General features: G+C 73.7%; 19 protein-coding genes, 1 pseudogene and 1 riboswitch. Of the genes and pseudogenes, 13 read left to right on the forward strand and 7 right to left on the reverse strand.

Going from position 1 to position 26,538, the window contains the following annotated elements; translation table 11 throughout:
• Positions 1–36: 36 nt before the first annotated feature.
• A complete protein-coding gene (locus tag HCC30_RS00385) occupies positions 37–2,487 on the reverse strand; it encodes a DNA topoisomerase IV subunit A (RefSeq protein ID WP_169439908.1) in 2,451 nt (816 codons plus the stop codon).
• Positions 2,488–3,054: 567 nt separating this feature from the next.
• Between HCC30_RS00385 and HCC30_RS00390 the strand changes: the two genes are divergently transcribed.
• The 3 genes from HCC30_RS00390 to HCC30_RS00400 all read left to right on the forward strand — a co-directional run bounded on the left by HCC30_RS00390 (position 3,055) and on the right by HCC30_RS00400 (position 7,266).
• Positions 3,055–4,476, forward strand: coding sequence for a pitrilysin family protein (locus HCC30_RS00390; RefSeq protein WP_169439909.1), 1,422 nt, complete (start codon positions 3,055–3,057; stop codon positions 4,474–4,476).
• A gap of 59 nt (positions 4,477–4,535) precedes the next feature.
• Positions 4,536–5,906 (forward strand): pitrilysin family protein, encoded by a 1,371-nt coding sequence (locus tag HCC30_RS00395; RefSeq protein WP_169440470.1) that lies wholly within the window; start codon positions 4,536–4,538, stop codon positions 5,904–5,906.
• 310 nt (positions 5,907–6,216) lie between these two features.
• Positions 6,217–6,430, forward strand: a riboswitch (cyclic di-AMP (ydaO/yuaA leader).
• A gap of 14 nt (positions 6,431–6,444) precedes the next feature.
• Positions 6,445–7,266 carry a M23 family metallopeptidase gene (locus tag HCC30_RS00400; RefSeq protein WP_169439910.1) on the forward strand — a complete coding sequence of 274 codons (822 nt, stop codon included), beginning with the start codon at positions 6,445–6,447 and terminating at the stop codon, positions 7,264–7,266.
• 96 nt (positions 7,267–7,362) lie between these two features.
• Here the strand turns inward: HCC30_RS00400 and HCC30_RS00405 are convergent, their stop codons facing one another.
• Positions 7,363–7,653: an HPr family phosphocarrier protein gene (locus tag HCC30_RS00405; protein ID WP_169439911.1), complete on the reverse strand. Its 291-nt coding sequence runs from the start codon at positions 7,651–7,653 to the stop codon at positions 7,363–7,365.
• Positions 7,654–7,865: 212 nt separating this feature from the next.
• On the opposite strand from HCC30_RS00405, the gene HCC30_RS00410 reads away from it, so the two are divergent.
• The 4 genes from HCC30_RS00410 to HCC30_RS00425 all read left to right on the forward strand — a co-directional run bounded on the left by HCC30_RS00410 (position 7,866) and on the right by HCC30_RS00425 (position 13,507).
• The gene (locus tag HCC30_RS00410; RefSeq protein WP_169439912.1) at positions 7,866–10,853 is read left to right on the forward strand and encodes a GNAT family N-acetyltransferase; all 2,988 of its coding nucleotides are present in this window, start codon (positions 7,866–7,868) and stop codon (positions 10,851–10,853) included.
• 61 nt (positions 10,854–10,914) lie between these two features.
• A complete protein-coding gene (locus HCC30_RS00415) occupies positions 10,915–11,514 on the forward strand; it encodes a DUF5998 family protein (protein WP_169439913.1) in 600 nt (199 codons plus the stop codon).
• Positions 11,511–12,704: a nucleotide pyrophosphatase/phosphodiesterase family protein gene (locus HCC30_RS00420; protein WP_169439914.1), complete on the forward strand. Its 1,194-nt coding sequence runs from the start codon at positions 11,511–11,513 to the stop codon at positions 12,702–12,704. The genes HCC30_RS00415 and HCC30_RS00420 overlap by 4 nt, the downstream gene beginning before the upstream one ends.
• A gap of 95 nt (positions 12,705–12,799) precedes the next feature.
• Positions 12,800–13,507 (forward strand): thymidine kinase, encoded by a 708-nt coding sequence (locus tag HCC30_RS00425; RefSeq protein ID WP_169439915.1) that lies wholly within the window; start codon positions 12,800–12,802, stop codon positions 13,505–13,507.
• A 24-nt stretch (positions 13,508–13,531) separates the two neighbouring features.
• Here HCC30_RS00425 and HCC30_RS00430 read toward each other — a convergent pair whose 3' ends face one another.
• Positions 13,532–14,341: a VOC family protein gene (locus tag HCC30_RS00430; protein WP_169439916.1), complete on the reverse strand. Its 810-nt coding sequence runs from the start codon at positions 14,339–14,341 to the stop codon at positions 13,532–13,534.
• 416 nt (positions 14,342–14,757) lie between these two features.
• Between HCC30_RS00430 and HCC30_RS00435 the strand changes: the two genes are divergently transcribed.
• Complete coding sequence (locus HCC30_RS00435; protein ID WP_169439917.1) at positions 14,758–15,588, forward strand: sulfurtransferase; 831 nt, start codon at positions 14,758–14,760, stop codon at positions 15,586–15,588.
• A 111-nt stretch (positions 15,589–15,699) separates the two neighbouring features.
• On the opposite strand, the gene sepH is transcribed toward HCC30_RS00435, so the two are convergent.
• Positions 15,700–16,905: a septation protein SepH gene (sepH, locus tag HCC30_RS00440; RefSeq protein ID WP_169439918.1), complete on the reverse strand. Its 1,206-nt coding sequence runs from the start codon at positions 16,903–16,905 to the stop codon at positions 15,700–15,702.
• Positions 16,906–17,364: 459 nt separating this feature from the next.
• Here sepH and HCC30_RS00445 point away from each other — a divergent pair, with 459 nt between their 5' ends.
• Entirely contained in the window at positions 17,365–18,615 is a 1,251-nt protein-coding gene (locus tag HCC30_RS00445; protein WP_169439919.1) for a hypothetical protein, read from the forward strand.
• Between the two features lie 65 nt (positions 18,616–18,680).
• Here the strand turns inward: HCC30_RS00445 and HCC30_RS00450 are convergent.
• Together HCC30_RS00450 and HCC30_RS00455 are read right to left on the reverse strand one after the other, a co-directional pair.
• Positions 18,681–19,967: pseudogene (locus tag HCC30_RS00450) on the reverse strand (D-arabinono-1,4-lactone oxidase); the annotation flags it as partial.
• A gap of 7 nt (positions 19,968–19,974) precedes the next feature.
• Positions 19,975–21,327: an MFS transporter gene (locus HCC30_RS00455; protein WP_240979241.1), complete on the reverse strand. Its 1,353-nt coding sequence runs from the start codon at positions 21,325–21,327 to the stop codon at positions 19,975–19,977.
• Between the two features lie 140 nt (positions 21,328–21,467).
• Here HCC30_RS00455 and HCC30_RS00460 point away from each other — a divergent pair, with 140 nt between their 5' ends.
• A complete protein-coding gene (locus HCC30_RS00460; RefSeq protein ID WP_169439921.1) occupies positions 21,468–22,622 on the forward strand; it encodes a ferrochelatase in 1,155 nt (384 codons plus the stop codon).
• A gap of 52 nt (positions 22,623–22,674) precedes the next feature.
• On the forward strand, positions 22,675–23,484 hold the full coding sequence (locus HCC30_RS00465; protein ID WP_169439922.1) for an inositol monophosphatase family protein: 810 nt from the start codon (positions 22,675–22,677) through the stop codon (positions 23,482–23,484).
• Between the two features lie 88 nt (positions 23,485–23,572).
• On the opposite strand, the gene HCC30_RS00470 is transcribed toward HCC30_RS00465, so the two are convergent.
• Entirely contained in the window at positions 23,573–23,749 is a 177-nt protein-coding gene (locus HCC30_RS00470) for a hypothetical protein (protein WP_169439923.1), read from the reverse strand.
• Between the two features lie 448 nt (positions 23,750–24,197).
• On the opposite strand from HCC30_RS00470, the gene HCC30_RS00475 reads away from it, so the two are divergent.
• Entirely contained in the window at positions 24,198–24,851 is a 654-nt protein-coding gene (locus HCC30_RS00475) for a response regulator transcription factor (protein ID WP_169439924.1), read from the forward strand.
• A 3-nt stretch (positions 24,852–24,854) separates the two neighbouring features.
• The gene (locus HCC30_RS00480; RefSeq protein ID WP_169439925.1) at positions 24,855–26,111 is read left to right on the forward strand and encodes a HAMP domain-containing sensor histidine kinase; all 1,257 of its coding nucleotides are present in this window, start codon (positions 24,855–24,857) and stop codon (positions 26,109–26,111) included.
• Positions 26,112–26,538: the final 427 nt, after the last annotated feature.

Below are 26,538 nucleotides of genomic sequence, written 5' to 3' on the forward strand. Positions count from 1 at the left end.
TACCCGGCCGTCGTCGCTGCCTGCCGTGTCAGCCCGTCACGCGGGCCCGGCGACGGAGGCCACGCGCTTCTTCAGCGGAACCCCGGAGCCGTCCCGGCGCGGGTCGGTCTCGGGGAGTTCGGCCGCGGCGCCCGTGGACGTCGCCGCCTTGGCCGGAGCCGGCCCGGCCCAGGCGAAGGTGAGACAGTCCTCGCCCTTGAGGAAGCGCTGGCAGCGCACGCCGCCCGTGGCGCGGCCCTTGCGCGGGTACTGGTCGAACGGCGTGAGCTTCGCCGTGCACAGGGCGTCGTCCAGGGTGCCGTGCGAACCGGATTGCGTGAAGACCACGGCCTCCGCCGACGGGTCGACCGCCGTGAAGGAGAGGACCTTCGCCTCGCCCTGGAGCTTGATCCCGGCCACACCGCCGGCCGCGCGGCCCTGCGGCCGCACCTGCGAGGCCTGGTAGCGCAGGAGCTGCGCCTCGTCGGTGATGAAGACCAAGTCCTCCTCGCCGGTGCGGAGTTCGACGGCGCCGACGATCCGGTCGTCGTCCTTGAGGGTGATGACCTCCAGCTCGTCCTTCTGCGCCGGGTAGTCGGGTACGACGCGCTTGACGACGCCCTGTTCGGTGCCGAGGGCGAGGCCGGGGGAGGACTCGTCGAGCGTGGTCAGGCAGACCAGCCGCTCGCCGGACTCCAGCGTCAGGAACTCCGAAATCGGCGCCCCGCCCGCGAGGTTGGGCGCCGCCGGGCTCTCCGGCAGCTGCGGGAGATCCACCACGGGCAGCCGCAGCAGCCGCCCGGCCGAGGTGACGGCGCCGACCTCGCCGCGTGCCGTCGCGGGGACGGCGGAGACGATCACGTCGTGCTTGACGCGCTTGCCGTCGCCGCCGACCGGGGCCTCGCCGGTGGCCGTGCGGGCGAGCATGCCCGTGGAGGACAGCAGCACCCGGCACGGGTCGTCGGGCATCTCCAGCGGCACGGCGGCGACCGTCGTGCCGGCGGACTCCAGCAGTTCGGTGCGGCGCGGGGTGGCGAACTTCTTGGAGATCGCCGCGAGTTCGGCGGAGACGAGCTTGCGCAGCTCGGCGTCCGATTCGAGGATCTCGGTCAGCTTCTCGATGTCCGCGGTGAGTTCGTCGCGCTCGCTCTCCAGCTCGATGCGGTCGAACTTGGTGAGGCGGCGCAGCGGGGTGTCCAGGATGTACTGGGTCTGGACGTCGCTGAGGTCGAAGCGGGAGATCAGCGACTGCTTGGCCTCGGCCGCGTTCTCGCTGGAGCGGATGATCCGGATGACCTCGTCGATGTCGACCAGCGCGACCAGCAGGCCCTCGACCAGGTGCAGCCGGTCGCGCCGCTTGGTGCGGCGGAACTCGCTGCGGCGGCGGACCACCGTGAAGCGGTGGTCGACGTAGACCTCCAGCAGCTCCTTCAGGCCCAGCGTCAGCGGCTGGCCGTCCACCAGCGCGACGTTGTTGATGCCGAAGGACTCCTCCATCGGCGTCAGTTTGTACAGCTGCTCCAGCACGGCCTCGGGGTTGAAGCCGTTCTTCAGCTCGATGACGAGACGCAGCCCGTGCTCGCGGTCGGTGAGGTCCTTGACGTCCGCGATGCCCTGCAGCTTCTTCGCGTTGACCAGGTCCTTGACCTTGGAGATGACCTTCTCCGGGCCGACGGTGAAGGGCAGTTCGGTGACGATGATGCCCTTGCGGCGCGGGGTGACCTGCTCGATCGCCGTCGTCGCGCGCATCTTGAAGGTGCCGCGGCCCTTCGCGTACGCGTCCCGGACGCCCTCCAGGCCGACGATCCGGCCGCCGGTCGGGAGGTCGGGTCCTGGCACGAAACGCATCAGCGTCTCCAGGTCGGCGCCCGGGTGCTTGACCAGGTGGCGGGCGGCGGCGACGACCTCGCCGAGGTTGTGCGGCGGCATGTTCGTCGCCATGCCGACCGCGATCCCGGAGGCGCCGTTGACCAGGAGGTTGGGGTACGCGGCGGGGAGCGCGGCGGGCTCCTCCTCGCTGCCGTCGTAGTTCGGCCCGAAGTCGACGGTGTCCTCGTCGATGGACTCGACCATCAGCCCGGCGGCCGGCGCGGCCTTGCACTCGGTGTACCGCATGGCGGCGGGCGGGTCGTCGTTGCCGAGCGAGCCGAAGTTGCCGTGGCCGTCGACCAGGGGCAGCCGCATTGTGAAGGACTGCGCCATCCGCACCAGCGCGTCGTAGATCGCCGTGTCGCCGTGCGGGTGGAGCTTGCCCATCACCTCACCCACGACGCGGGCGCACTTCACGTAGTTCCGCTCGGGGCGCAGCCCCATCTCGTGCATCTGGTACAGGATGCGGCGCTGCACGGGCTTCATTCCGTCGCGGGCGTCGGGGAGCGCGCGGGAGTAGATGACCGAGTAGGCGTACTCCAGGAACGAGCCCTGCATCTCGTCGACGACGTCGATGTCGAGGATGCGCTCCTCGAAGTCGTCGTCCGGCGGCGGGGTCTTCGTACTGCGGCGGGCCATCGCGGGTGCGGCTCCTTCGTGCGTACGGCCGGGGCGGGCGGGCCGCGGGGCGGCGCCCGGCCCGGGCGGTCGGTCGGCGGGTCGTGCGGACGGTGCGGGGCGCGGTGGACGCCGGTGCCCCGGAACTGCCGCCGACCATTGTGGACCGCCGCACCGACAGTGCTCCCGGCGACCCGGCCGTGACCGGCGGCGCCGGGGCCGGGGGCGGCCGGGAACGTGCGCGCGCGGGGCGCACCGGCGTGCGGCGGGGCGTGAACCGACGCACGGCGACGGTTCACGCACGTACGGTACGGGAACTTCGCATGTTGTCACCGCGGTTGCATACAGTGACAGGATCCGACGCGACGTACGGCACCGCACGTGGCCGGCCCGTGGCGGCACCCGCTCCGGCCGGTCCACGGGCTTCCCGCCCGGCACCAACCGCACCGCTGCCGCCCTTGACGACCACCCCGTCGACGCGCCCCGCCTTCGACGGCCGACGCCGACCGACGACCAACGCCCTTGACGACCAACGCCATTGAAGAACAACGCGATCGAAGGGACTCGAAGCCCATGGGTCACACGGCCATGACTCCGACGCCTCCGCCATCCCCCTCCGAACAGGGAACCGCTTCGGCGGAGGCGCCCGCCGGCACCGGCGGGCTCACCGCGACGGAGCACCGGCTGGCCAACGGCCTGCGCGTGGTGCTCTCCCGGGACCACCTCACGCCGGTCGCAGCCGTCTGCCTCTGGTACGACGTCGGCTCCCGGCACGAGGTCGAGGGCCGCACGGGCCTGGCCCACCTCTTCGAGCACCTGATGTTCCAGGGCTCGGCCCAGGTGAAGGGCAACGGCCACTTCGAGCTGGTGCAGGGCGCCGGCGGTTCGCTCAACGGCACGACGAGCTTCGAGCGCACCAACTATTTCGAGACGATGCCGGCGCACGAACTGGAGCTCGCGCTCTGGCTGGAGGCGGACCGCATGGGTTCGCTGCTCTCCGCGCTGGACGACGAGTCGATGGAGAACCAGCGCGACGTCGTGAAGAACGAGCGCCGCCAGCGGTACGACAACGTGCCCTACGGCACCGCGTTCGAGAAGCTGACGGCGATGGCCTACCCGGAGGGCCACCCGTACCACCACACGCCGATCGGTTCGATGGCCGACCTGGACGCGGCCTCGCTGAGGGACGCGCGCGAGTTCTTCCGTACGTACTACGCGCCGAACAACGCGGTGCTCTCGATCGTCGGCGACATCGACCCCGAGCAGACCCTGGCCTGGGTGGAGAAGTACTTCGGCTCGATCCCCGGGCACAGTGGCAAGCGCCCGCCGCGGGACGGCACGCTGCCCGAGGTGATCGGCGAGGAGAAGCGCGAACTCGTCGAGGAGGACGTCCCCTCCCGCGCGATGATGGCCGCCTACCGGCTGCCGCACGACGGCACCCGCGAGGCCGACGCGGCCGACGTCGCGCTGACCGCGCTGGGCGGCGGCGAGTCCTCGCGGCTGCACAACCGCCTGGTCCGCCGGGACCGGCTGGCGGTCGGCGCCGGCTTCGGCATGCTGCGGCTGGCCGGTGCGCCCTCGCTGGGCTGGCTGGACGTCAAGGCGTCCGGCGGGGTCGAGGTCGCCGACATCGAGGCGGCCGTCGACGACGAGCTGCGCCGCTTCGCCGAGGAGGGCCCGACCCCCGAGGAGATGGAGCGGGCGCAGGCCCAGCTGGAGCGCGAGTGGCTGGACCGGCTCGCCACGGTGGGCGGCCGCGCGGACGAACTCTGCCGGTACGCCGTGCTGTTCGGCGACCCGCAGCTTGCGCTCACCGCCGTCGGCCGGGTGCTGGACGTCACCGCCGAGGAGGTGCGCGCGGTCGCGGCGGCCCGGCTCCGCCGGGACAACCGCGCGGTCCTGGTGTACGAGCCGACGGCCGAGCCGGCGGCACCGGAGGGGCCCGAGCCCGTGCTGGGCGAGGGCGCGGAAGTGGCAGCAGACAACGAGAACGAGGAGTCCGGCCAGTGAGCGAGACCGCCACCCCGGAAGGCAGCACGGCGGCCGGCCCGCAGGAGGCGCGCCCGTCCATGGACTTCCACCCGCAGCCGCACGGCGGCACCCCCAAGCCGTGGGCCTTCCCCGCGCCCGAGCGCGGCACCCTGCCCAACGGCCTGACGCTGCTGCGCTGTCACCGTCCCGGGCAGCAGGTCGTCGCCGTCGAGGTCAGCCTGCTGGCCCCGCTGGACGCCGAGCCCGAGGGCCTCGACGGCGTCGCGACGATCATGGCGCGGGCGCTGTCGGAGGGCACGGACAAGCACGACGCCGAGGAGTTCGCGGCCGAGCTGGAGCGCTGCGGTGCCACGCTCGACGCGTACGCGGACCACCCGGGCGTCCGGGTCGCGCTGGAGGTTCCGGCCTCCCGGCTGACGAAGGCGCTCGGCCTGCTCGCCGACGCGCTGCGCGCCCCGGCCTTCCCCGAGGGCGAGATCGAGCGGCTGGTGAACAACCGCCTCGACGAGATCCCGCACGAGCTGGCCAACCCGGCCCGGCGCGCGGCCAAGGAGCTCTCCAAGGAGCTGTTCCCGGCCGGGGCGCGGATGTCCCGCCCGCGGCAGGGCACCGAGGAGACGGTCGCGCGGATCGACGCCGGGGCGGTGCGCGCCTTCTACCAGGCGCACGTCCGTCCCGGCACGGCGACGGCCGTGGTCGTCGGCGACTTCGACGGCATCGACCTGGACGCGGCGCTGGCCGACACCCTCGGCGCCTGGACGGGTTCGACGGCCGAGCCGCAGCGGCCGACGCCGATCACGTCCGACGACACCGGACGCGTCGTCATCGTCGACCGTCCCGGCTCCGTGCAGACGCAGCTGCTGATCGGCCGCACCGGCGCCGACCGGCACGAGCGGGTCTGGCCCGCGCAGGTGCTGGGCACCTACTGCCTCGGCGGCACCCTCACCTCCCGGCTGGACCGCGTGCTGCGCGAGGAGAAGGGCTACACCTACGGCGTGCGCGCCTTCGGCCAGGTGCTGCGCTCGGCGCCGGACGGTTCGGGCGCCGCGCTGCTGGCGATCTCCGGCTCGGTGGCCACCGACGTCACGGGTCCGGCGCTCGCCGACCTGTGGCAGGTGCTGCGGACGCTGGCGGCCGAGGGGCTCACGGACGACGAGCGGGACGTCGCGGTGCGGAACCTCGTGGGGGTCGCGCCGCTGAAGTACGAGACGGCGGCGGCCGTCGCCGGGACCCTCGCGGATCAGGTGGAACAGCACCTTCCGGACGATTTCCAGGGCGAGTTGTACGCGCGGCTGGCGGAGACCGGCACGGTCGAGGCGACGGCGGCCGCCGTCAACGCCTTCCCGGCCGACCGGCTCGTCGCCGTCCTGGTCGGTGACGCCTCCCAGATCGCGGGCCCGGTAAGGGAGTTGGGGATCGGCGAGGTCAAGGTCGTCACCGGCAGCTGAGCCGTTCCGGCGCCGCCCGGGGACACGGGCGGACGAAACCGGACGTCTCGCCGGGCCTGAGCCCGGAGGGAAGCCCGGGGAGGTGGAGCTACCTCCCCGGGCTTCCGTTATGTCCGGCTCCGGCGGGCCGGGTCCGCCCGCGGTCCCAACGGGCCCGCATGAGCGCGAGTTGACCATATTTCGGGCCGCATGTCCGATTCGCCGGTGTGGCGAAGGTGACAGAATCCCCGATCTGTTTGGCGCGGCGGAGATGTCCCCTTTAGCGTCGCATCCGCTGTTCGCCAGAAGTGGCCGCGACCGCGCGGGCACCGAACAGCCATCGCCGAGTCCCCGACGGCACGTGCGGAGCACCACCCGGTGCGACGGACGTCAGGGGAGCCGGGGACCCAACCGTCCTCCGCGCGCACGTGGCGCGGATCAGGGACCCCGGGGTGAATCGGGCGGCCTCCTCGCGAGGCGGCCCGTAGGAGACCTTCCTGCTCCGAACCCGTCAGCTAACCCGGTAGGCGAGAGGGAAGGAAAGGAGTCACGCCAGCTCATGGCGTTCATCCGTGCCACCGGTAAGCACCGGCGTCCCACGCGTGTCCACCGCGGCAGCGCCAACGCCGCGGGAATAGCCGGGCTCGCCGCCGTCGGCGTCGTCGGCTCGCTCGCCAGCCCCGCTCTCGCCGCGACCGGTGAGAAGGCCGATGTCCACGAGACCGGTCTGACGCAGGCCATCGACATGGGCGGCTCGCTCGCGCAGCACGTCTCCGACCAGGCCGGCGAGCAGCAGGCCGCCGCCGAGCAGGCCAAGGCCGAGGCCGCGGCCAAGAAGAAGGCCGCCGAGGCCAAGGCCGAGGCGAAGAAGCGCGCCGAGGAGGCCCGGAAGAAGGCCGCCGAGAAGGCGAAGAAGGAGCGCGAGGCGAAGGAGCGCGCCGAGCGCGCCGCCGAGGCCAAGCGCGCCAAGCTGAACGCCTTCGTCTCCCCGATCGCGGGCAGCTACGTCTCCACCGGCTACCAGGCGTCCAGCGGACTGTGGTCCTCCGGCAGCCACACCGGCATCGACTTCCACGCGGGCATCGGCACCTCGGTCCGGTCCGTCGCCGCGGGCGAGGTCGTCGAGGCGGGCAACGGCGGCGCGTACGGCAACAACGTCGTCATCAAGCACAACGACGGCACGTACACCCAGTACGGCCACCTGTCGTCGATCGAGGTGTCCGTCGGCCAGTCCGTCACCTCGGGCCAGGAGATCGCGCTCTCCGGCAACACCGGCAACACCACGGGCCCGCACCTGCACTTCGAGGCCCGCACCGGCGCCGACTACGGCTCCGACATCGACCCGGTCTCGTACCTGCGCCAGCACGGCGTCAACGTCTGACACCGGGTCCGCACCCGCACGTCCACGCAGCAGACCCCCGGCCGGAATTCTCCGGACCGGGGGTCTGCTGCGTGCGTCGCCCGAGGCGGGACCGTCTCAGACGGTCTCCGGGAGCTCCTCCAGCCCCTCGGCGACCAGCTTCGCCAGGCGGTCGAGGGCGGCGCCCGCCTCGTCCGCGTTCTCGGCCTCGGATGCCAGCACGATCTCCTCGCCGCCCTCGGCGCCGAGCCCCAGCACGCCCAGCATGGAGGCGGCGTTGACGGGGTTGCCGTCGCCCTTGCGGACGGTGACGGGGACGCCGGCCGCTGCGGCGGCCCGGCAGAAGATCGAGGCGGGGCGGGCGTGCAGCCCCTCGGCCCAGCCGATGGTGACGCGGCGCTCAACCATGGTGTTGCCCTTCGAGTCGTTCCAAGTCAGTCATGACGGTTGTCTAGACCAGTTTGGCATGCGGGTCCCCGTGGTCTCCAGGGACCGGCGGACACCCACACCCTGCACCGGAGCGGACGCGCCGGGCGAGCGCCGTTCGCATTCCGGACCGCCCGCCGGGGCATCCCCGCGCGACCGGCGCGAGGCGGCGCCGACGGCCTTACGCTGGGCGCATGCGGACCCCGGAGGAGCGTGCCTATCCCACCCACTGGGAAGCCGACGTCGTCCTGCGCGACGGAGGCACGGCGCGGATCAGGCCGATCGCCGAGGACGACGCCGAGCGGCTCGTCAGCTTCTACGAACAGGTCTCGGACGAGTCGAAGTACTACCGCTTCTTCGCGCCCTACCCCCGCCTCTCCGACCGCGACGTCCGCCGCTTCACGCAGCACGACTACGTCGACCGCGTCGGCCTCGCGGCCACCGTCGGCGGCGAGTTCATCGCCACCGTCCGCTACGACCGGATCGACGCCACGGGCCGCCCCGCGCACTCCCCGCCCGGCGCCGCCGAGCGGCTGGGCCGGCACCACGGGCAGGGCGCGGCGGCCGGGCTCGACGACGTCGCCGGGGTCGCGGACGAGGCCGAGGTCGCCTTCCTCGTCCGCGACGACCACCAGGGCCGCGGCGTCGCCTCGGCGCTCCTGGAGCACATCGCCGCCGTCGCCAGGGAACGCGGCATCCGCCGCTTCACCGCCGAGGTGCTCCCCGCCAACAGCAAGATGATCAAGGTCTTCACGGACGCGGGCTACTCCCAGAAGCGCAGCTTCGAGGACGGCTCGGTGCACCTCACCTTCGACCTCGAACCCACCGAGCGCTCCCTCGCCGTCATGCGCGCCCGCGAACAGCGCGCCGAGGGCCGCTCCGTACGGCGGCTGCTCGCCCCCGGCTCGATCGCCGTCGTCGGCGCGGGCCGGGAACCGGGCGGGACCGGCCGCACCGTCCTGGAGAACCTCGGCGCCGGCGGCTTCACCGGGCGCCGCTACGCCGTCAACTCCGCGCTGGGCGAGGGCGGTTCCGAGATCGCGGGCGTGCCCGCGCACCGCTCCGTGCGCGAGGTGCCCGAGCCCGTCGACATCGCCGTCGTCGCGGTGCCCGCCGCGCAGGTCACCGGCGTCGTGCGGGAGTGCGGCGAGCGCGGGGTGCAGGGGCTGGTCGTCCTCTCCGCCGGGTTCGGGCGGGACGAGCAGCGCGAACTCGTCCGGCTGGCCCGCTCCTACGGGATGCGGCTGCTCGGCCCCGACGCCTTCGGGATCATGAACACCGCCCCGGACGTACGCCTCAACGCCACCCCGTCACCGGCCATGCCGCCCGCGGGACGGATCGGGCTGTTCACCCAGTCCGGCGCCATCGGCATCGCCCTCCTCGACGGGCTGCACGCACGTGGTGCCGGTCTGTCCACCTTCGTCTCGGCGGGCAACCGCGCCGACGTCTCCGGCAACGACGTCCTCCAGTTCTGGGACGAGGACCCGGAGACCGACGTCGCCCTGCTCTACCTCGAATCCATCGGCAACCCGCGCAAGTTCACCCGGCTCGCGAAGCGGACGGCGGCCCGCAAGCCCGTCGTCGTGGTCAAGGGCTCCCGGCACAGCGGCAGCGCCCCGCCGCCGGGGCACGCGGCGCCCGCCTCGCGCACCCCCGTCGCCACCGTGACCTCGCTGCTGCGGCAGGCGGGCGTCGTCATGGTCGACACCGTCACCGAGATGCTCGATGCCGCGGCCCTGCTCGCCGCGCAGCCGCTGCCCGCCGGACGCCGCACCGCCGTCCTCGGCAACGCCGTCTCGCTCGGCTTCCTCACCTACGACGCCTGCCTCTCGGACGGGCTCCGCCCCCGCCCCGTCACCGACCTCACCACCGAGGCAGGGCCCGAGGACTTCCGGCGGGCCGTCTCCGCGGCGCTGGCCGACCCCGGCACGGACGCCGTCGTCGTCACCGTCATCCCCTGGGTGGGCACCACCCCCGTCGAGGAACTGGCCGACGCGCTGCGCTCCGCGAGCGAGGGCGCGGAGAAGCCCGTCACCGTCGTCCACCTCGCGATGGAGGGGCTGGAGACGGCGCTGGCAGCACGCGGCGTCCCCGCGTACCCGGCGCCGGAGCGCGCCGTACGCGCCCTCTCCCGCGCCGCGCGCTACGGCAGCTGGCGGCGGGAGGCGCGGAACCCGGGCCGCGTCCCGGAGTTCGACGTGGACGAGCGGGCCGCCGCCGCCCTGCTGGCCCGCGCCACCGAGGCCGGCGCGGACGGCTACGCCGGGGACGCTCCCGGCACCCCCGCCGCACAGCCCGCGCACGCCGACGACGACCGCACCGCCGACGACCGCCCCGAGGTCCCCGACCACCCCGAGCCCGAGCACCCCGAACCCGGCCACCCCGGCGTCGAGGGCGTCCCGCCCGGCGCCCCCGCCGGCTCGGCCGTGCCGCCCGCCGGCGCGCGCGAGGCGCGGCCGACCACGCTGTCCTCCGAGGTCAGCGGCCGGTACCGGAGCTTCCCGCTGAACGCGGCCGACACCGCCTCGCTGCTGGCCGGCTACGGCATCGACGTCCAGCCCGTCAGCCCCGCGCCCACCGCCGACGCCGCAGCCGAGGCGGCCCGCGGCTTCGGCTACCCGGTGGCGCTCAAGACCACGGCCCCGCACCTGCGGCACCGGGCCGACCTCGGCGGCGTACGCCTGGACATCGCCGGGGAGAACGAGCTGCGCCGCGCCTTCGCCGAGCTCACCGCGGCTCTCGGTGCGCCGCGCGAGCTGCGGCCCGTCGTGCAGCCGATGGCGCCGCGCGGCGTGGACACCGTGGTGCGCGCCGCCTTCGACCCGGCCATCGGCGCCGTCCTCTCCTTCGGCCTCGCGGGACCGCCCTCGGAGCTGCTGGGCGACACCGGGCACCGGCTCGTGCCCGTCACCGACCGGGAGGCCGCCGAGCTGATCCGGACGATCAGGACCGCGCCCATCCTCTTCGGCTGGCGCGGCGCCCAGCCCGTCGACACCGCCGCGCTGGAGAACCTGCTGCTGCGGGTCTCCCGGCTGCTCGACGACCACGTCGAGATCGTCGCCGTCGACCTCGAACCCGTCGTGGTGGCCCCGCGCGGGCTCGCCGTCCTCGGGGCCACCGTCCGGGTCGCCGAGCCGCCGCCGCTGACCGAACCGGGGGCGCGGCGGCTGCCCGCGTACTGAGCGCGGGCGGGGTGCGGACGGGCGGCCATCAGGTGCGCCCGGTCCCCGTAGGATGGAGTCCATGGCGAAGACCGGCACGACGACGCAGGGACTGCGTGAGGCGATCGAGCGCAGTGGCTATTACCCGGCCCTCGTGGCTGAGGCTGTCGAGGCGGCCGTGGGCGGCGAGCCCGTGGTCTCGTACCTCGTCCACCAGGAGACGACCTTCGACTCCAACGAAGTGCGGCGCCACGTCACGGTCCTCGTCCTCACCGGCACCCGCTTCATCGTCAGCCACACCGACGAGCAGCCCGCCGACGGCACCTCGCCCTCGCCGTACGCGACGACGTCCAGCGAGTCCGTGAAGCTCGGCACCATCTCCTCGGTGGTGCTCTCCCGCGTGGTCGCCAACCCCGAGTCGTACACCCCCGGCACCCTGCCCCGCGAGGTCGTGCTGACCATCGGCTGGGGCGCCGTCTCCCGCCTCGACATGGAGCCCGCCACCTGCGGCGACCCCAACTGCGAGGCCGACCACGGCTACACGGGCTCGGCCACCGCCGACGACCTCTCGCTCCGCGTCAGCGAGGCGGCCGACGGCCCGGACACCGTCCGCCAGACACTCACCTTCGCGCAGGCCCTGTCCGAGGCCACCGCGAAGACCCCGGCGGGACCGGCCCGGTGAGCGCTCACCTCGCGCAGTACGCGGGCGAGCCCGCCCCGCTGGAGCCGGGCACCGCGCCCGTACCCCGCTACGGCCAGGGCTCCCTCGCCGACCTGCTGCCCGCGATCACCGCGGGCCAGGGCGTCCCCGGCATGGACACCGGCTTCGCGCTCGAACCGGCCGACCGCGCCTGCGTGTTCCTCGTCGACGGGATGGGCTGGGAGGCGCTGCGCGCGCACCCGCAGGAGGCGCCGTTCCTGAACTCGCTGCTGGCGACCTCGTCCAACGGCACGGGCCTGCCCATCACCTCCGGCTTCCCCTCCACCACGGCGACCTCGCTCGCCTCCGTCGGCACCGGCCTCACCCCCGGCGTGCACGGCCTGCCCGGGTACACCGCGCTCGACCCGCACACCGGGCAGCTGATGAACCAGCTGCGCTGGCGCCCCTGGACCGACCCGCACGCCTGGCAGCCGTACCCCACCGTCTTCCAGCGCGCCGACGCCGCGGGCATCGCCACCTGCCAGGTCTCCGCACCGCACTTCGAGCAGACCCCGCTGACGAAGATCGCCCTCTCCGGCGGCACCTTCCACGGCAGGCTCTCCGCCGAGGAACGGATGGACCTCGCCGCCGAACGCCTCTCCGCCGGCGACCGCTCCCTCGTCTACACCTACTACGCCGAACTCGACGGCAACGGCCACCGGTACGGCATGGACTCCGACGCCTGGCGCGGCCAGCTGATGTACGTCGACCGGCTCGCGCAGCGCCTCGCCGAGCAGCTGCCGCCCCGCTCGGCGCTCTACATCACCGCCGACCACGGCATGGTCGACGTCCCCGACACCCCCGAGGCCCGCTTCGACGTCGACGAGGACTGGGAGCTGAGCGCCGGGCTCGCGCAGCTCGGCGGCGAGGGCCGGATGCGGCACGTGTACGCGGTGCCGGGCGCCGCGAGCGACCTGTACACGGTCTGGCGCGAGGTGCTGGCCGACCAGGCGTGGGTGGCCACCCGCGAAGAGGCCCTGGCCCTGGGCTGGTTCGGGCCGACGGTCGACGACCGGGTACGCGCCCGGCTGGGCGACGTCGTCGCCGCGATGACGGGGAACTCCGCGGTCATCGCCACCGAGCGGGAGCCCAACGAGTCCGCGCTGATCGGCATGCACGGTTCCGCGACCTCGGCGGAGCAGCTCGTTCCGCTGCTTGAGGTCCGTACCTGAGCGCACGTCCCCGCCCCGCGCACCCGGGGTACGCACGTCCTGCGCCCGCCCGTCCGCACGGGGTGGGCACGCTGTCACGAAAGGCCGAAGTCCCCATGTCAGAGCTGGTGTTCTTCTCGGGAACCATGGACTGCGGCAAGAGCACCCTCGCGCTCCAGATCGAGCACAACCGTTCGGCCCGCGGCCTCTCGGGCGTGATCTTCACGCGCAACGACCGCGCGGGGGAGGGGCGGCTCTCCTCGCGGCTGGGGCTGGTCACGGAGGCGGTGGAGACGGAGGACGGCTTCGACTTCCACCTGCACGTGGTCAAGCACCTCACGGCCGGCGGCCGCACCGACTACGTCATCGTCGACGAGGCCCAGTTCCTGGAGCCGGAGCAGGTCGACCAACTCGCCCGGATCGTCGACGACTTGGGCATGGACGTCTTCGCCTTCGGCATCACCACCGACTTCCGCACCAAGCTCTTCCCCGGCTCGCAGCGGCTGATGGAGCTCGCCGACCGGATCGAGGTCCTCCAGGTCGAGGCGCTGTGCTGGTGCGGCGCCCGTGCCACGCACAACGCGCGCACCGTCGGCGGCCGGATGATCGTCGAGGGCGCCCAGGTCGTCGTCGGCGACGTCGGCCGTCCCGCGGCCGAGGTGGGCTACGAGGTGCTGTGCCGCCGTCACCACCGCAGGCGGCTGACGGCCGCGAGCGCCGGCGCGGGCGCGCTGTCGCCCGACGTCCTCCCCGTCGACGCGGCGCAGCCCCCGGCCGAGCGGCCCCAAGTCCCCGGCGCGCGCGCCGAGTTCCCCGGCGCCTGAGCCGGGCCCCGGCCGGTCCGGGGGTCAGTCCGCGCCGGACCCGCCCGAGTGGATCACGCAGAACTCGGCGCCCTCCCGGTCCGCGAGGGTCGCCAGCCGGCCGTAGGGCGAGTCGCGTGGCGGCTCCACGACCCGGCCTCCGATGCGCTGCGCGGTACGCGCCGCCGCGTCGGTGTCCGCCACGGAGAAGTACGTCTTCCAGTGCGGGCCCTTGTCGCGCGGCAGTTCCTCGCCGACCCCGTGCACCCCCGCCACGGGCTCGCCGCCGACGTGCAGCGTCAGATAGTCGAACTCCCCGGAGACGACCGCCTCCGCATGGTGACCGAAGACCGACCCGTAGAACTTCCCGGCGAACGAGGTCTCCACCGTGACCAGCTCGTACCAGACGGGAGTGCCGGGCGCGCCGGCGGCCGACGGCTTCAGGCCGATGTGCGCGCCGCCCTGCCACACGCCGAACGCGGCCCCCACCGGGTCCGAGACGATCGCGATCCGCCCCTCCTCCTCGGCGTCGAGCGGACCGACGGCGACGGTGCCGCCGCACTCGTGGATCCGGGCGGCCGTCGCGTCCGCGTCGTCGCTCGCGAGGTACGGCAGCCAGGCGGCGCGGTGGTGCACTCCCGGCTTCATCTGCCCCAGCCCGGCGACCTCGTGCCCCTCGGCCAGGGCCCGCACGTACGGGCCCATCTGCTGCGGTCCGGGGCGGAACTCCCAGCCGAACAGCTCGCGGTAGAAATCCTGGCAGTCGGCCAGGCCGTGCACCAGAAGACTTGCCCAGCAGGGCTTGCCGGGGGTGTGGCGGGCCGGCCGGTGCCGGGTGGCTGCTGCCTCGGTCATTGTCGCTTCTCTCCTCGGACCATCATCGATGCGGTCGTGCGGCGGGACGGCTGCGGGCCGTGCGGTACGGCCCTGTGCGGTACGGGTACCCCGCGGAGCGCGGGCCGTGCGGTGCGCGCTCCCGTGCGGTGCGTGCCGGTTCAGATGCTCGCACCCGTGACGCCGCGCCGCCGCCCGGCAGCGCCGCGCCGGGGCGCTTCCGCCGGGTGGTGCGCGCGTACGGCCCGGCGCGTGCGCCGCGTCCCACGCCGCGCGGCGTCACCGGGCGCACGCGCGTACCCGCGGACGCCCGGCCACGAGAATCTGGCCGAGAACGTACCCGAAGCGTGATCCCGCCGCTGCCGTCTGTCCGAACTCAGCCGCCGCCGTCCGGACGGAACCGTCCGGGCGTGCCGGGCTGCGCGAGGATGGGCGGTATGACAGCCATCATCTCCGCATCCGGACTCGCGGGCGACCTGGCGGCGGGCCGGGCGCCCGTACTCCTCGACGTCCGCTGGCAGTTGGGCGGCCCGCCCGGCTACCCCGCGTACCAGGCCGGTCACCTTCCCGGCGCCGTCTACGTCGACCTCGACACCGATCTGGCCGGACCGGCGGGGGAGGGGAAGGGACGCCATCCGCTGCCCGGGGCCGCCGAGTTCGGCGCGGCGATGCGCCGGGCCGGCGTCCGGGCCGACCGCCCGGTGGTCACCTACGACGGCGGACAGGGCTGGGCCGCGGCCCGCGCCTGGTGGCTGCTGCGCTGGGCCGGACACCCGGACGTACGCGTCCTCGACGGCGGCCTCGCCGCCTGGGACGGACCGCTGACCACGGACGAGCCCGCGCCGGAACCGGGCGACTTCCAGCCGTCGCCCGGCACGCTCCGCACCCTCGACGCCGAGGAGGCCGCGACCCTCGCCCGGCGCGGGGTGCTGCTGGACGCGCGGGCCGCCGAGCGGTACCGGGGCGAGGTGGAGCCGGTCGACCCCGTCGGCGGTCACGTCCCCGGCGCCCTCTCGGCCCCCACCTCGGACAACACCGGCGAGTCCGGAACCCTGCGCCCCCGCGCGGAACTGCGCGAGCGCTTCGCGGCCCTGGGTGCGACGCCCGGCGCCGAGGTCGGGGTCTACTGCGGCTCCGGCGTCTCGGCCGCGCACCAGCTGCTCGCGCTGACCGAGGCGGGCGTCGAGGCCGCGCTCTACCCCGGCTCGTGGAGCGAGTGGACGTCCGACTCCGCACGCCCCGTCGCCACCGGCCCCGAACCGGGCTGAGCCACAACGGGACCGGCCCCGGCCGCCGTCAGGCAGCCGGGGCCGGTCCGTGCAGAAACGTTTACGGCAGGTGTTCGGCGCCGGTGTTCCGCCCGGGGAAGGGGCGGCGGGTCATTCCTTCTTGCGGCGCGTACCGAAGACGATCTCGTCCCAGCTCGGCACCGCGGCCCGGCGGCCGGGCCGGACGCCGTCCGCCTCCGCCTGCCGGTCGGTGGTGCCCTTGAGCCGGTCCCGGTGCGCGGTGACCGAGCGCGGCATCAGCACGTCCGCGTACGCCGACCCCGCGCTCGCCGCGGGGGCGGGCGGCTCGACCGGCTCCTCCTCGGCCTCCGCCTCGCGGTCGTCCTCGTCCGTCACGGAGGGACCCGCGACGGAGGGACCGACGACGGGGGCGACCGGCGGCGGCTGCTGATCCGGCACGACCATGTCGCCCCGGAAGTTCGGCACCGCCTCCAACAGGCTGGTCAGGGACTCCGGTTCGTCGTCCGCGGCGAACGCGGCCGCCGCCGTGTCCTCCTCGGGCGTGCCCTCGGGGCCGTCCCCGTCCTCGCGCCGGACGGGGTACGGCGCCGGCCCGACGGGTGAGACCGAGGCGGGCTCCAGCTCGGGGCGCGGGTCGCGGCCGCCCCAGCCGTCGCGGCCGTCCCGGTGGTCGCGGCCCGTCCGCTCGCCGGACTCGCCGCGCTCCTCGCGCTGCGGGAGCCGCGCGATGCGCGGGATGAACGGGAAGCTCGGCTCGGGCGACTCGTCGGTCTCGCCGATCAGTTCGCGCGCCTCGTCGTCGACGGCCTGCACCAGACGGCGCGGCGGGTCGTACGTCCAGGTCGCGGCGTGCGGCTGTCCGGCGACGCGGTAGGCGAGCAGGACCTCCCAGGTGCCGTCGTCCCGGCGCCAGGAGTCCCAGTGGGTGGAGTCCTTGTCGGCGCCGCGCAGCAACAGCCGCTCGCCGACGGCCTCTCCGAGCTGCGGGCCGGCGTTCTCGCCGGGGCGGCGCACGGGTGTCTTCCGGGCGCGCTCGGCCATGAACGCGCGCTCCGCGAGCACGGGGCCCTCGAAGCGGCGTACGCGGTCGACGGAGATCCCCGCGAGCTGGGCGACCTCCTCCGCCGAGGCACCGGCCCGTATCCGCGCCTGGATGTCGCGAGGGCGGAGGTGGCTCTCCACCTCGATCTCGATCTGGCCGAGCCGTGCACGGTCGTTGCGCACGGCGGCGCGCAGGCGCTCGTCGATCGGAAGCGTGTATTCCGTGCTGTCGGCAGCCTTGAGCACCAGCCGTGTGCCGTCGTTGCTGACGGCCACGACACGCAGTTCGGGCATGGGAACCTCCCGGGTGGTGCCTGCCGACGTCACGTGCGTCGCTGCTCCCGCTAGACGAGTGTGGCGTGCCCGGGTGCAGCCTGCCACAACCTTGCCGAGTTGCTCGGCGCCCCGGTTCGCTGGATTCGCTTGCCGGAACCGCCAGTTGGCACGGTTACCACTTCGCAACGCATAGTGACCGTCCAGGTCACCTGTGCTGCCTGCGCCGGGCCATAGCCGAGGCCAGGGCTCGTCACACTACTCCATTAGGGCCAGCGGAGTAGAGCGGCACGCCGTCGAAGTTGCTCCGGGGCGCGGGAGTTGGTCCCGACTGCTGCCCTTCCGTCCGTCCCTGCCCAGGGTGAAGCGGCACGAAACGGGTGGCAAGGTTCACAGAACCCCCTGAACCGGAACCATCCGCTTCGCGCATTGGGTCCCTTTCAGTGCACAGTGGATGAAGTGTGCGAACGAGGGCGGGTAATGGGAGAGAAGGACAAGCCGGACAAGACCGGGGAATCGGACGGTTCCTCGTCCAAGCGAATAGACGTGAGCTTCGCGCAGGTTGCGGGGAGCGCCGTCGCGGCGGTGATCGCCGCGCTGCTCGCCGGACGCATGGGCGTCTACGGCACGTTCATCGGCGCGGGTGTGGTCAGCGTGGTCGCCACCACGGGCGGCCCGCTCTTCCAGCATTTCTTCAGCCGTACCGGGGAGCAGATCAAGGACAAGACCGTCCAGGCGCAGCCCCGTGTGCGGAAGGTCACCCTGCGGGAGCGGACCACGGGCAAGCGGGGCGGCAAGGTCGTCACGACCGTCGAGGCCCGGCCCGAGGCCACCGCCCCGGTCCCCGCGCCGGTCCCCGGTGACGACGCGACGCGGCTGCTGCCGCGTGCCGTGCCGGGCGCGCGCGGTGCCGAGCAGGACGACCGCACACGGCAGTTGAGGCCCGGTGCGATCTCGCAGGGCGACACGGAGCGTACGCAGCTGCTCGCGTCCAGTGACGTCACGCAGCTGCTGCGCACCGCCGAAGACCCGGACCGCACCCGGAAGTTGACCGCGGCCGGAACCGGAAACGGAACCGGAGCGCAGGACGGTACCGGTGCGGGTGACCCCTCCGGCGACGGCGAGGCTGACGTCGTCCTCCCCGCGGAGGACGAGGAGTTCACCGAGGGGACCACGCACGGGACCCGGTGGCGCGGCTGGCGGCGGACGCTGATCCCGACGGTGATCGTCTTCGCCGTGGCCATCGGCGGCATCACGCTGTACGAGGTGATCACCCAGAACAACGTCTCCGGCGGCAAGGGCACCTCGATCAGCAACCTGTTCCACTCCGGCTCCTCGCAGGGCGCGGACGAGGACGGCGAGCGGAGCACGGACCCGGCGCCGCGGCCCGAGCAGTCCGGGCCCACCGGCGAGCCCACCCCGGAGACCGGCACCGACGGCGGCGGCGCCACCCAGGACCCGGGCACCGGCACCCAGCAGCCGGGCACCGGCACCGGCACCGGTGACGACGGCGGCACCGGCGACGGCTCGTCCCCGCAGCCCGGCACCGGCGGCACCCCCGCGCCGGGCACGGGCGGCGAGCAGGGCACCGGCGGCGAGGACGGAAGCGGAACCGAAACCGGAACCGGCGGGGACACGGAGACCGGCGACCCGTCCGAGACCGGCGGCGAAACCGAGGGCGCCGACGGGCAGTTCGACGACCAGAAGCAGCCCGCCCCGAGCGAGAGCTGAACCCACCACGCGCACACCGGCGGGGCCCGGCCTGAACGATCAGGCCGGGCCCCGCCCGTACGCGCTCACTCGCCCAGGACGCGGCGCAGGTAGTCGTTGCCGAAGACGCGGTGCGGGTCGAGCCGGTCGCGCAGGGCCGTGAACTCGGCGAAGCGCGGGTAGACCTCCCGGAGGTACCCGGCGTCCCGCGAGTGCACCTTGCCCCAGTGCGGGCGTCCGCCGTGCGCCGTCATGATCGACTCGGCGGCGGTGAAGTACGGCTCGTGCGGGGTGCCCCGGTACATGTGCACGGCGATGTACGCGGTGTCCCGGCCGCTCGCGGTGGACAGCGGGATGTCGTCGGCCGGGGCCGTGCGCACCTCGACGGGGAAGCTCACCCGGAAGTCCGACCGCTCCACCAGGGCCTTCAGCTCGCGCAGCGCGTCCATCGCGGCCTCGCGCGGCACGGCGTACTCCATCTCGATGAAGCGCACCCGCCGCGGGCTGGTGAAGACCCGGTACGGGATGTCGGTGTAGGTCCGGGCCGAGAGCGCGCGGCTGGAGATCTTCGCGACCGGCGGGACGGAGCCGGGGAGCGCCCGGCCCAGCGAACACACCGCCTGGAACAGGCCGTTGGAGAGCAGCTCGTCGTCGATCCAGCCGCGTACCGCGGGCAGCGGGCGCGCGGGGCCGGCGCTGCGGTTGTTGCGCTTGGTGCTGCATCCCTCGGTGTGCGGGAACCAGTAGAACTCGAAGTGCTCGTTCTCGGCGACGAGTTGATCGAACTCCTCGGTCACCCGCGCGAACGGCATCGGCTCCTCCCGCGCGGTGAGCAGGAAGGACGGCTCCACCGCGAAGGTCACCTCGCTGATCACCCCGAGCGCCCCGAGGCCGAGCCTGGCCGCGGTGAAGACCTCCGGGTGCTCGGTGGCGGAGCAGCGCAGCACCGAGCCGTCGGCGAGCACCAGCTCCAGCGCCACGATCTGCGCGGCGAGCGAGGCCGAGTCCCGGCCGGTGCCGTGGGTGCCGGTGCTGACGGCGCCGGAGACGGTCTGCTCCATGATGTCGCCCATGTTCGTCAGCGACAGGCCCTCGGCGGCGAGGGCCTCGTTGAGGTGGTGCAGCGGGGTGCCGGCGGCGACCCGTACGGTTCCGGCCGCGCGGTCGATCTCCCGGACGCCGCCGAGCAGTTCGGGCCGGATCAGGACGCCGTCCGTCGCGGCGGCCGCGGTGAAGGAGTGGCCGGTGCCGACGGCCTTGACCCGGAGCCCGTCCTCGGCGGCCCGGCGCACCGCCTCGGCCAGCGCCTCGGTGCAGGAGGGGGAGACGCTGCGGGACGGGGTGACGGTGACGTTGCCCGTCCAGTTGCGCCAGGTCCGCTCAGCCGCCGGGCTCCGCCGCGGCGCGGGCGTCCGGTGCGCCGGATTCCGGGGCGTGCCCCTGTTCCGGGAGCCGTGCTTCGGGTCGTGCTGGGGCTGGTGCGATTGTGCCGGTTGCGTCGTCATGTACGACCGTCCCCTCTCGCCGTGGCGCCGGCCGAGGGCTCAGCCGGCGGTAGCCCAGGAACGCCACCGCGGCCGCCAGCGCTCCGGCCACCGCCGGGACCAGGTACGCGCGGTCCGGGCCGTACGCGTCCACGGCCCAGCCCGCGGCCGAGGAACCGAGCGCCACCCCGACGGCGAGCCCGGTGCTGGTCCAGGTCATGCCCTCGGTCAGCTTGGCGCGCGGAACGAGCCGCTCGACGAGGCCCATGGTGGTGGCCATCGTCGGCGCGATCGTCATGCCCGCGAGGAAGAGCGCCACGGCCAGGGACGGCAGGTTCCCGACCAGTTGGAGAGGGATCATACTCACGGCCATCAGGCCCACCCCGGCCAGCCAGCGGGGCGCCGCGTGCGAGCGGAACCGCACCAACCCGTAGACGGCGCCCGCCAGTACGGAGCCCAGCGCGTACACCGCGAGGATCAGCGAGGCGGCGCTCTTCGCACCCGCGTCCTCGGCGTACGCGACGGTGACGACGTCGATCGAGCCGAAGATCGCACCCGTGAACGCGAACGCGGCCACCAGCACCTGGAGTCCCGGGGTGCGCAGCGCGGAGCCGCCGCCGTGCTGCTCGCGCGGGCGGGGCACCGGCTCCGTCGCCCGCTGGGTGCTCAGCCACAGCACGCCGACGGCGAGGAAGGCGGCGGCCAGCAGCGGCCCCGCCTCGGGGAGCACCGCGGTGGACAGGCCGATGGCGAGGATCGGGCCGAAGACGAAGCAGGACTCGTCGACGACGCCCTCGAAGGCGAAGGCCGTGTGCAGCCGGTCCGGGCGGTGCTCGTAGATCTCGGCCCAGCGGGCCCGCACCATCGAGCCGACGCTCGGCGTGCAGCCCGCGCCGGCCGCGAAGAGGAACAGCAGCCAGTCCGCCGCGCCCGAGCGCGCGGCCAGCACCAGCCCCGCGACGGAGGCGACCGAGACCAGCATCGTCGGGCGCAGCACCCGCGCCTGCCCGTGCCGGTCGACGAGCCGGGAGATCTGCGGGCTGAGCGCCGCCGTGGCCAGCGCGACCGTCGCCGCGAGGGCACCGGCGAGCCCGTAGCGGCCGCTGAGCTGGGAGATCATCGTGACGATCCCGACCCCCGTCATGGACAGGGGGAGACGTCCGAAGAAGCCGGCCGCGGAGAAGGCGGCACTGCCGGGCGACGCGAAGATCGCGCGGTAGGAGCCGGAGGAACGGGAGGAACTGGACAAGGGGGCGACGCTCTTGCTGCTCGGGTGCCGGTCGGGACGGAGGGGGCACCGGCGGGCGCGTAAGGGACGTCGGTGCCCATACAGCTTACGGGTGGGAGGCGGCGGCCCGGACCGCCCGCGGGTAAGGCAGGATCGGAGATATGTCCGATGCGCTCGATGTCACCGAAGCCACCGCCGACGAGGCGGCCCGCCCCTACGACGCCCTTCTCCTGCTGTCCTTCGGCGGGCCCGAGGGGCCCGAGGACGTGGTCCCGTTCCTGGAGAACGTGACCCGCGGCCGGGGCATCCCGCGCGAGCGGCTGGAGGAGGTCGGGCAGCACTACTTCCTCTTCGGCGGCGTCAGCCCGATCAACGCCCAGTGCCGCGAGCTGCTCCAGGCGCTGCGCAAGGACTTCGCCGAGTCCGGCCTGAACCTGCCGGTGTACTGGGGCAACCGCAACTGGGCGCCGTATCTCACCGACACCCTGCGGGAGATGGTGCGCGACGGGCACCGGCGCATCCTCACCCTGGCCACCAGCGCGTACGCCTCCTACTCGGGCTGCCGCCAGTACCGCGAGAACCTCGCCGAGTCGCTGGCCGCGCTGGAGGCCGAGGGCCTGCCGGTGCCCCGGGTGGACAAGCTGCGGCACTACTTCAACCACCCGGGCTTCGTGGAACCGGTCACCGAGGGCGTCCTCGCCGCCCTGGACACGCTCCCCGAGGACGTACGCGACGGCGCCCACCTGGCGTTCACCACGCACTCCATCCCCACCGCCGCCGCCGACACCTCCGGCCCGGCGGAGCAGCACGGCGACGGCGGCGCGTACGTCGCCCAGCACCTGGACGTCGCCCGGCTGATCGCGGACGCGGTGCGCGAGCGCACCGGCGTCGAGCGGCCCTGGCGGCTCGTCTACCAGTCCCGCAGCGGCTCGCCCAGCACGCCCTGGCTGGAGCCGGACATCTGCGACCACCTGGAGGAGGTGCACGGCGCCGGCGTCCCGGCCGCCGTGATGATCCCGGTCGGCTTCGTCTCCGACCACATGGAGGTCCTGTACGACCTCGACACCGAGGCCCGGGACAAGGCGGCCGAACTGGGCCTGCCCGTCGCCCGTTCCGCGACGGTCGGCTCCGACCCGCGCTTCGCCGCCGCCGTGCGCGACCTCGTGCGCGAGCGTGCCGCCACCGAGCGCGGGCAGGCGCCCGAGCGCTGCGCGCTGGGCGCCCTCGGCGCTGGGCACGACCTGTGCCCGGTCGGCTGCTGCCCGGCCCGGGCCCCGAAGCCCGCCGCCGCGGGCGCGGACAGCCCCTGGGCCTGAGCCGGGCCCGACCCGACGAGTACGCGACACCGAGCCACGAGCAAGGAGCACCGTGAGCGACCAGCTCGACCAGCTGAAGGCCGAACTCCTCGAACACGCGCTGGAGGCAGCCCGCCGCGCCGGCGAGCTCCTCCGGGACGGCCGCCCCGCCGACCTGGGGGTGGCGGCGACCAAGTCCAGCGCGGTCGACGTCGTGACGGAGATGGACCTGGCCTCCGAGAAACTGATCACCGGCTACCTCGCCGAACACCGGCCCGACGACGGCCTGCTGGGCGAGGAGGGCGCGGCCACCACCGGCAGCAGCGGCGTCCGCTGGGTCGTCGACCCGCTGGACGGCACCGTCAACTACCTCTACGGGCTGCCCGGTTGGGCGGTCTCGGTGGCCGCCGAGTACGAGGGCGAGACCGTGGTGGGCGTGGTGGAGGCGCCCACCCGGAGCGAGACCTTCCGCGGCGTCCTCGGGCACGGGGCCTTCCGCAACGCCCAGCCGCTGCACTGCCGCCCGGCGCCCCCGCTGGCGGAGGCGCTGATCGGCACCGGCTTCAACTACGTGCACGAGCGGCGCCTCGCCCAGGCCGAGGTCGCCCGCCAACTCATCCCGCAGGTACGGGACATCCGCCGCTCGGGCTCGGCCGCGATCGACCTGTGCGACGTGGCCGCGGGCCGCCTGGACGGCTTCTACGAGCGCGGGCTGCACCTGTGGGACCTCGCCGCCGGTGACCTCATCGCCCGCGAGGCGGGCGCGCGCACCGGCGGCCGCCCGGGCTGCGGCCCGGACGGCGATCTGACCGTCGCCGCCTCGCCCGGCGTCTTCGAGCACCTCCAGCCGCTGCTGGACCGGCTCGGCGCCTGGCACGACTGAGCGGCGCGGGCACACGGACGGGCCCCGGGGAGCGGAACTCCCCGGGGCCCGTTCGTGATCGTGGCCGTGCGGTGCCCGGCCCGGTGGATCAGGCCGAGGCGCTGGTGCCGACCTCGACGCCGTGCTCGGCGGCGAGGCGGTGCAGGTCCTCCAGCTCGGACTGCTCGACTTCGACGAGGAAGTCGTCGCCCGACTCACGAGCGCGGTGCAGGTCGGACTCGGTGTTCCGTATGCGCTGCAGGATGCCTGCGGTGAACGCGTCCATGTGCGCCCCCTCGTCATGGGTCGGTGGCACGGGGGTGTGCCGAGGGTCAGGGTCAGGTCTGTGCGGCGGACCCCGATCACTGTGCGGCCCCCGCTCTGGACGGTCGGCAGCGCGTGGGGGCCGTTTCCGTGACGTCCGGTGACCCGGCGTCCGGCCCTCCGTGGCATGCCGCCTACGGGGTGTGATCGTGGATGTGCTTCTCGTCCTCCCCAGGCGCACTCCCGCGAAAACCTCAACTCCCGGGGAGAAACGGTGAACAGGCCCCGGCGCGCACCCCGCCGCCGGGACGCCCGCGGAGGCCCGGACCGGGCTCTTACAGCCGGTTTACCGGAGTTCGGGGCACGATGGTGGCAGTGCGGAGTGCCCTGATGTCACGCATGTCACGCGGGACACGGTGGCGGACCGCAGAACCCGGAACCGCAGCAGGAACAGCAGGAAGGACAGCGCCGTGCGCGTACTCGTCGTCGAGGACGAGCAGTTGCTCGCCGATGCCGTGGCGACCGGACTCCGCCGGGAGGCCATGGCCGTCGATGTGGTCTACGACGGAGCCGCGGCGCAGGAGCGCATCGACATCAACGACTACGACGTCGTCGTGCTCGACCGCGACCTGCCGCACGTGCACGGCGACGACGTCTGCCGCCGGATCGTCGAGCTGGGCCTGCCCACCAGGGTGCTGATGCTGACCGCCTCCGGCGACATCAGCGACCGGGTCGAGGGCCTGGAGATCGGCGCCGACGACTACCTCCCCAAGCCCTTCGCCTTCTCCGAGCTGATCGCCCGCGTCCGGGCCCTGGGGCGGCGTACGACGACGGCGCTGCCGCCGGTGCTGGAGCGCGCCGGCATCCGGCTGGACCCGAACCGGCGCGAGGTCTCGCGCGAGGGCCGGGAGATCCAGCTGGCGCCCAAGGAGTTCGCCGTGCTGGAGGTGCTGATGCGCGCCGAGGGCACCGTCGTCTCCGCCGAGCAGCTGCTGGAGAAGGCGTGGGACGAGAACACCGACCCCTTCACCAACGTCGTCCGCGTCACGGTCATGACGCTGCGCCGCAAGCTCGGCGAGCCCGCCGTGATCCTCACCGTGCCGGGCGCGGGATACCGGATCTGAGTGATGTCCGCCTCGACCGGCCCCGAATCCTCCGGGGCGAGCGCCGTCCCGCCCAAGCCGACCTGGGACCCGCGCGAGCCCTCCCGCCCGTACCCGTGGCTGCGCCCGACCATCCGGATACGGCTCACCCTGTTGTACGGCGGCATGTTCCTGATCGCCGGCATCGTGCTGCTGACGATCATCTATCTGCTGGCGGCCCAGGCGCTCCAGGAGAACACCGCGCTGCCGTTCCGCATCCTCGACGCCAACGCCCAGCTGACCTCGGACCGTTGTCCGGGGCTGACGGGCACGCTGCCGAGCGAGGTGTTCATGCAGCGCCTCTCGGAGTGCACCGACGCGCAGCGCGCCCTCGCCCTCGACCAGCTGCTGCGGCGCTCGCTGATCGCGCTGCTGGGCCTCGCCGTCGCCGCGTTCGCCTTCGGCTACGTGATGGCGGGCCGGGTGCTGGCCCCGCTGGGCAGGATCACCCGCACCGCACGCCAGGTGGCCGGCTCCGACCTGCACAAGCGGATCGAGCTGGAGGGCCCGGACGACGAGCTCAAGGAGCTCGCCGACACCTTCGACGAGATGCTCGACCGCCTCGACCGCGCCTTCACCGCGCAGCAGCGCTTCGTGGCCAACGCCTCGCACGAGCTGCGCACCCCGCTGGCGATCAACCGGACCCTGCTGGAGGTCCAGCTCTCGGACCCGGACGCGTCGCCGGAGCTCCAGCAGCTCGGCAAGACCCTGCTGGCGACGAACGAGCGCAGCGAGGAGCTGGTCGAGGGCCTGCTGCTGCTCGCGCGCAGCGAGAACGAGATCGTCGACCGCAAGCCCGTCGACCTCTCCGAGGTCGCGAACCAGGCGGTCGAGCAGGTACGCGGTGAGGCCGGGAACAAGGGCCTGGAGTTGCGCGGAGTGCGCCAGCCCGCGTATGCACAGGGCAACGGCGTCCTGCTGGAGCGGGTCGCGCTGAATCTGCTGCAGAACGCCGTGCGGTACAACCTGCGGGAGGGCGGCTGGGTCTCGGTCACCACGGAACCGCTTCCCGGGCAGGCGGTGCTGGTGGTGGAGAACACCGGCCCCGCCGTCCCGGCGTACGAGATCGACAACCTCTTCGAGCCGTTCCGGCGGCTCGGCGGGGACCGTACGGGCAGCGACAAGGGGGTCGGGCTCGGGCTGTCGATCGTGCGCTCCGTGGCACGGGCGCACGGCGGCACGGTGAGCGCGGAGCCGCGGGAGGACGGCGGTCTCGTGATCCGGGTCGCGCTGCCCGTCTGAGAACGTCCGGTGGGCGTTTCCGGACCCGGTGCACAACCGGATTCGGGCCCTCCGTTTGTTCGCCATATGCGGAATCCGTACCGTTTCACCAGGTCGGCGCGGGGCCTTGACAGGGCCCTGTGATCGATCACACAGGCGGTTTTCCCGGGCGGCTTGCGGAGGTGGCGCATACCGGGAAGAAAACCCGGAAAATCCAGGTTTCCGCAGGTGGGGATCGTGGGCAGTACCCGGGGTGCACGCGCTGAGCGTGCCCCTGGGACCGTTTATGGTCCTCCTCGGCACCGGCCGTGATCACCTCTTCAGGGGTGCGGTTGGGTGTCGATTGAGTAACAGACCTTGATGTGAGGCAAAATCTCCGCCTCGGGTCGGGCACAAGTCCGGCCTCTCACGCGTTACGTGCGCTGGAGACACCGCAGACACCCAGAGG

It is taken from the genome of Streptomyces sp. HNM0574 (assembly GCF_012726235.1).
Lineage (GTDB): Bacteria > Actinomycetota > Actinomycetes > Streptomycetales > Streptomycetaceae > Streptomyces.

What these genes read in the sequence shown, in the direction of transcription:
- HCC30_RS00385 (WP_169439908.1), bottom strand. Translation starts at nt 2,487, where the DNA reads ATGGCCCGCCGCAGTACGAAGACCCCGCCGCCGGACGACGACTTCGAG.
- HCC30_RS00390 (WP_169439909.1), top strand. Translation starts at nt 3,055, where the DNA reads ATGACTCCGACGCCTCCGCCATCCCCCTCCGAACAGGGAACCGCTTCG.
- HCC30_RS00395 (WP_169440470.1), top strand. Translation starts at nt 4,536, where the DNA reads ATGGACTTCCACCCGCAGCCGCACGGCGGCACCCCCAAGCCGTGGGCC.
- HCC30_RS00400 (WP_169439910.1), top strand. Translation starts at nt 6,445, where the DNA reads ATGGCGTTCATCCGTGCCACCGGTAAGCACCGGCGTCCCACGCGTGTC.
- HCC30_RS00405 (WP_169439911.1), bottom strand. Translation starts at nt 7,653, where the DNA reads ATGGTTGAGCGCCGCGTCACCATCGGCTGGGCCGAGGGGCTGCACGCC.
- HCC30_RS00410 (WP_169439912.1), top strand. Translation starts at nt 7,866, where the DNA reads ATGCGGACCCCGGAGGAGCGTGCCTATCCCACCCACTGGGAAGCCGAC.
- HCC30_RS00415 (WP_169439913.1), top strand. Translation starts at nt 10,915, where the DNA reads ATGGCGAAGACCGGCACGACGACGCAGGGACTGCGTGAGGCGATCGAG.
- HCC30_RS00425 (WP_169439915.1), top strand. Translation starts at nt 12,800, where the DNA reads ATGTCAGAGCTGGTGTTCTTCTCGGGAACCATGGACTGCGGCAAGAGC.
- HCC30_RS00430 (WP_169439916.1), bottom strand. Translation starts at nt 14,341, where the DNA reads ATGACCGAGGCAGCAGCCACCCGGCACCGGCCGGCCCGCCACACCCCC.
- HCC30_RS00435 (WP_169439917.1), top strand. Translation starts at nt 14,758, where the DNA reads ATGACAGCCATCATCTCCGCATCCGGACTCGCGGGCGACCTGGCGGCG.
- sepH (WP_169439918.1), bottom strand. Translation starts at nt 16,905, where the DNA reads ATGCCCGAACTGCGTGTCGTGGCCGTCAGCAACGACGGCACACGGCTG.
- HCC30_RS00445 (WP_169439919.1), top strand. Translation starts at nt 17,365, where the DNA reads ATGGGAGAGAAGGACAAGCCGGACAAGACCGGGGAATCGGACGGTTCC.
- HCC30_RS00460 (WP_169439921.1), top strand. Translation starts at nt 21,468, where the DNA reads ATGTCCGATGCGCTCGATGTCACCGAAGCCACCGCCGACGAGGCGGCC.
- HCC30_RS00470 (WP_169439923.1), bottom strand. Translation starts at nt 23,749, where the DNA reads ATGGACGCGTTCACCGCAGGCATCCTGCAGCGCATACGGAACACCGAG.
- HCC30_RS00480 (WP_169439925.1), top strand. Translation starts at nt 24,855, where the DNA reads ATGTCCGCCTCGACCGGCCCCGAATCCTCCGGGGCGAGCGCCGTCCCG.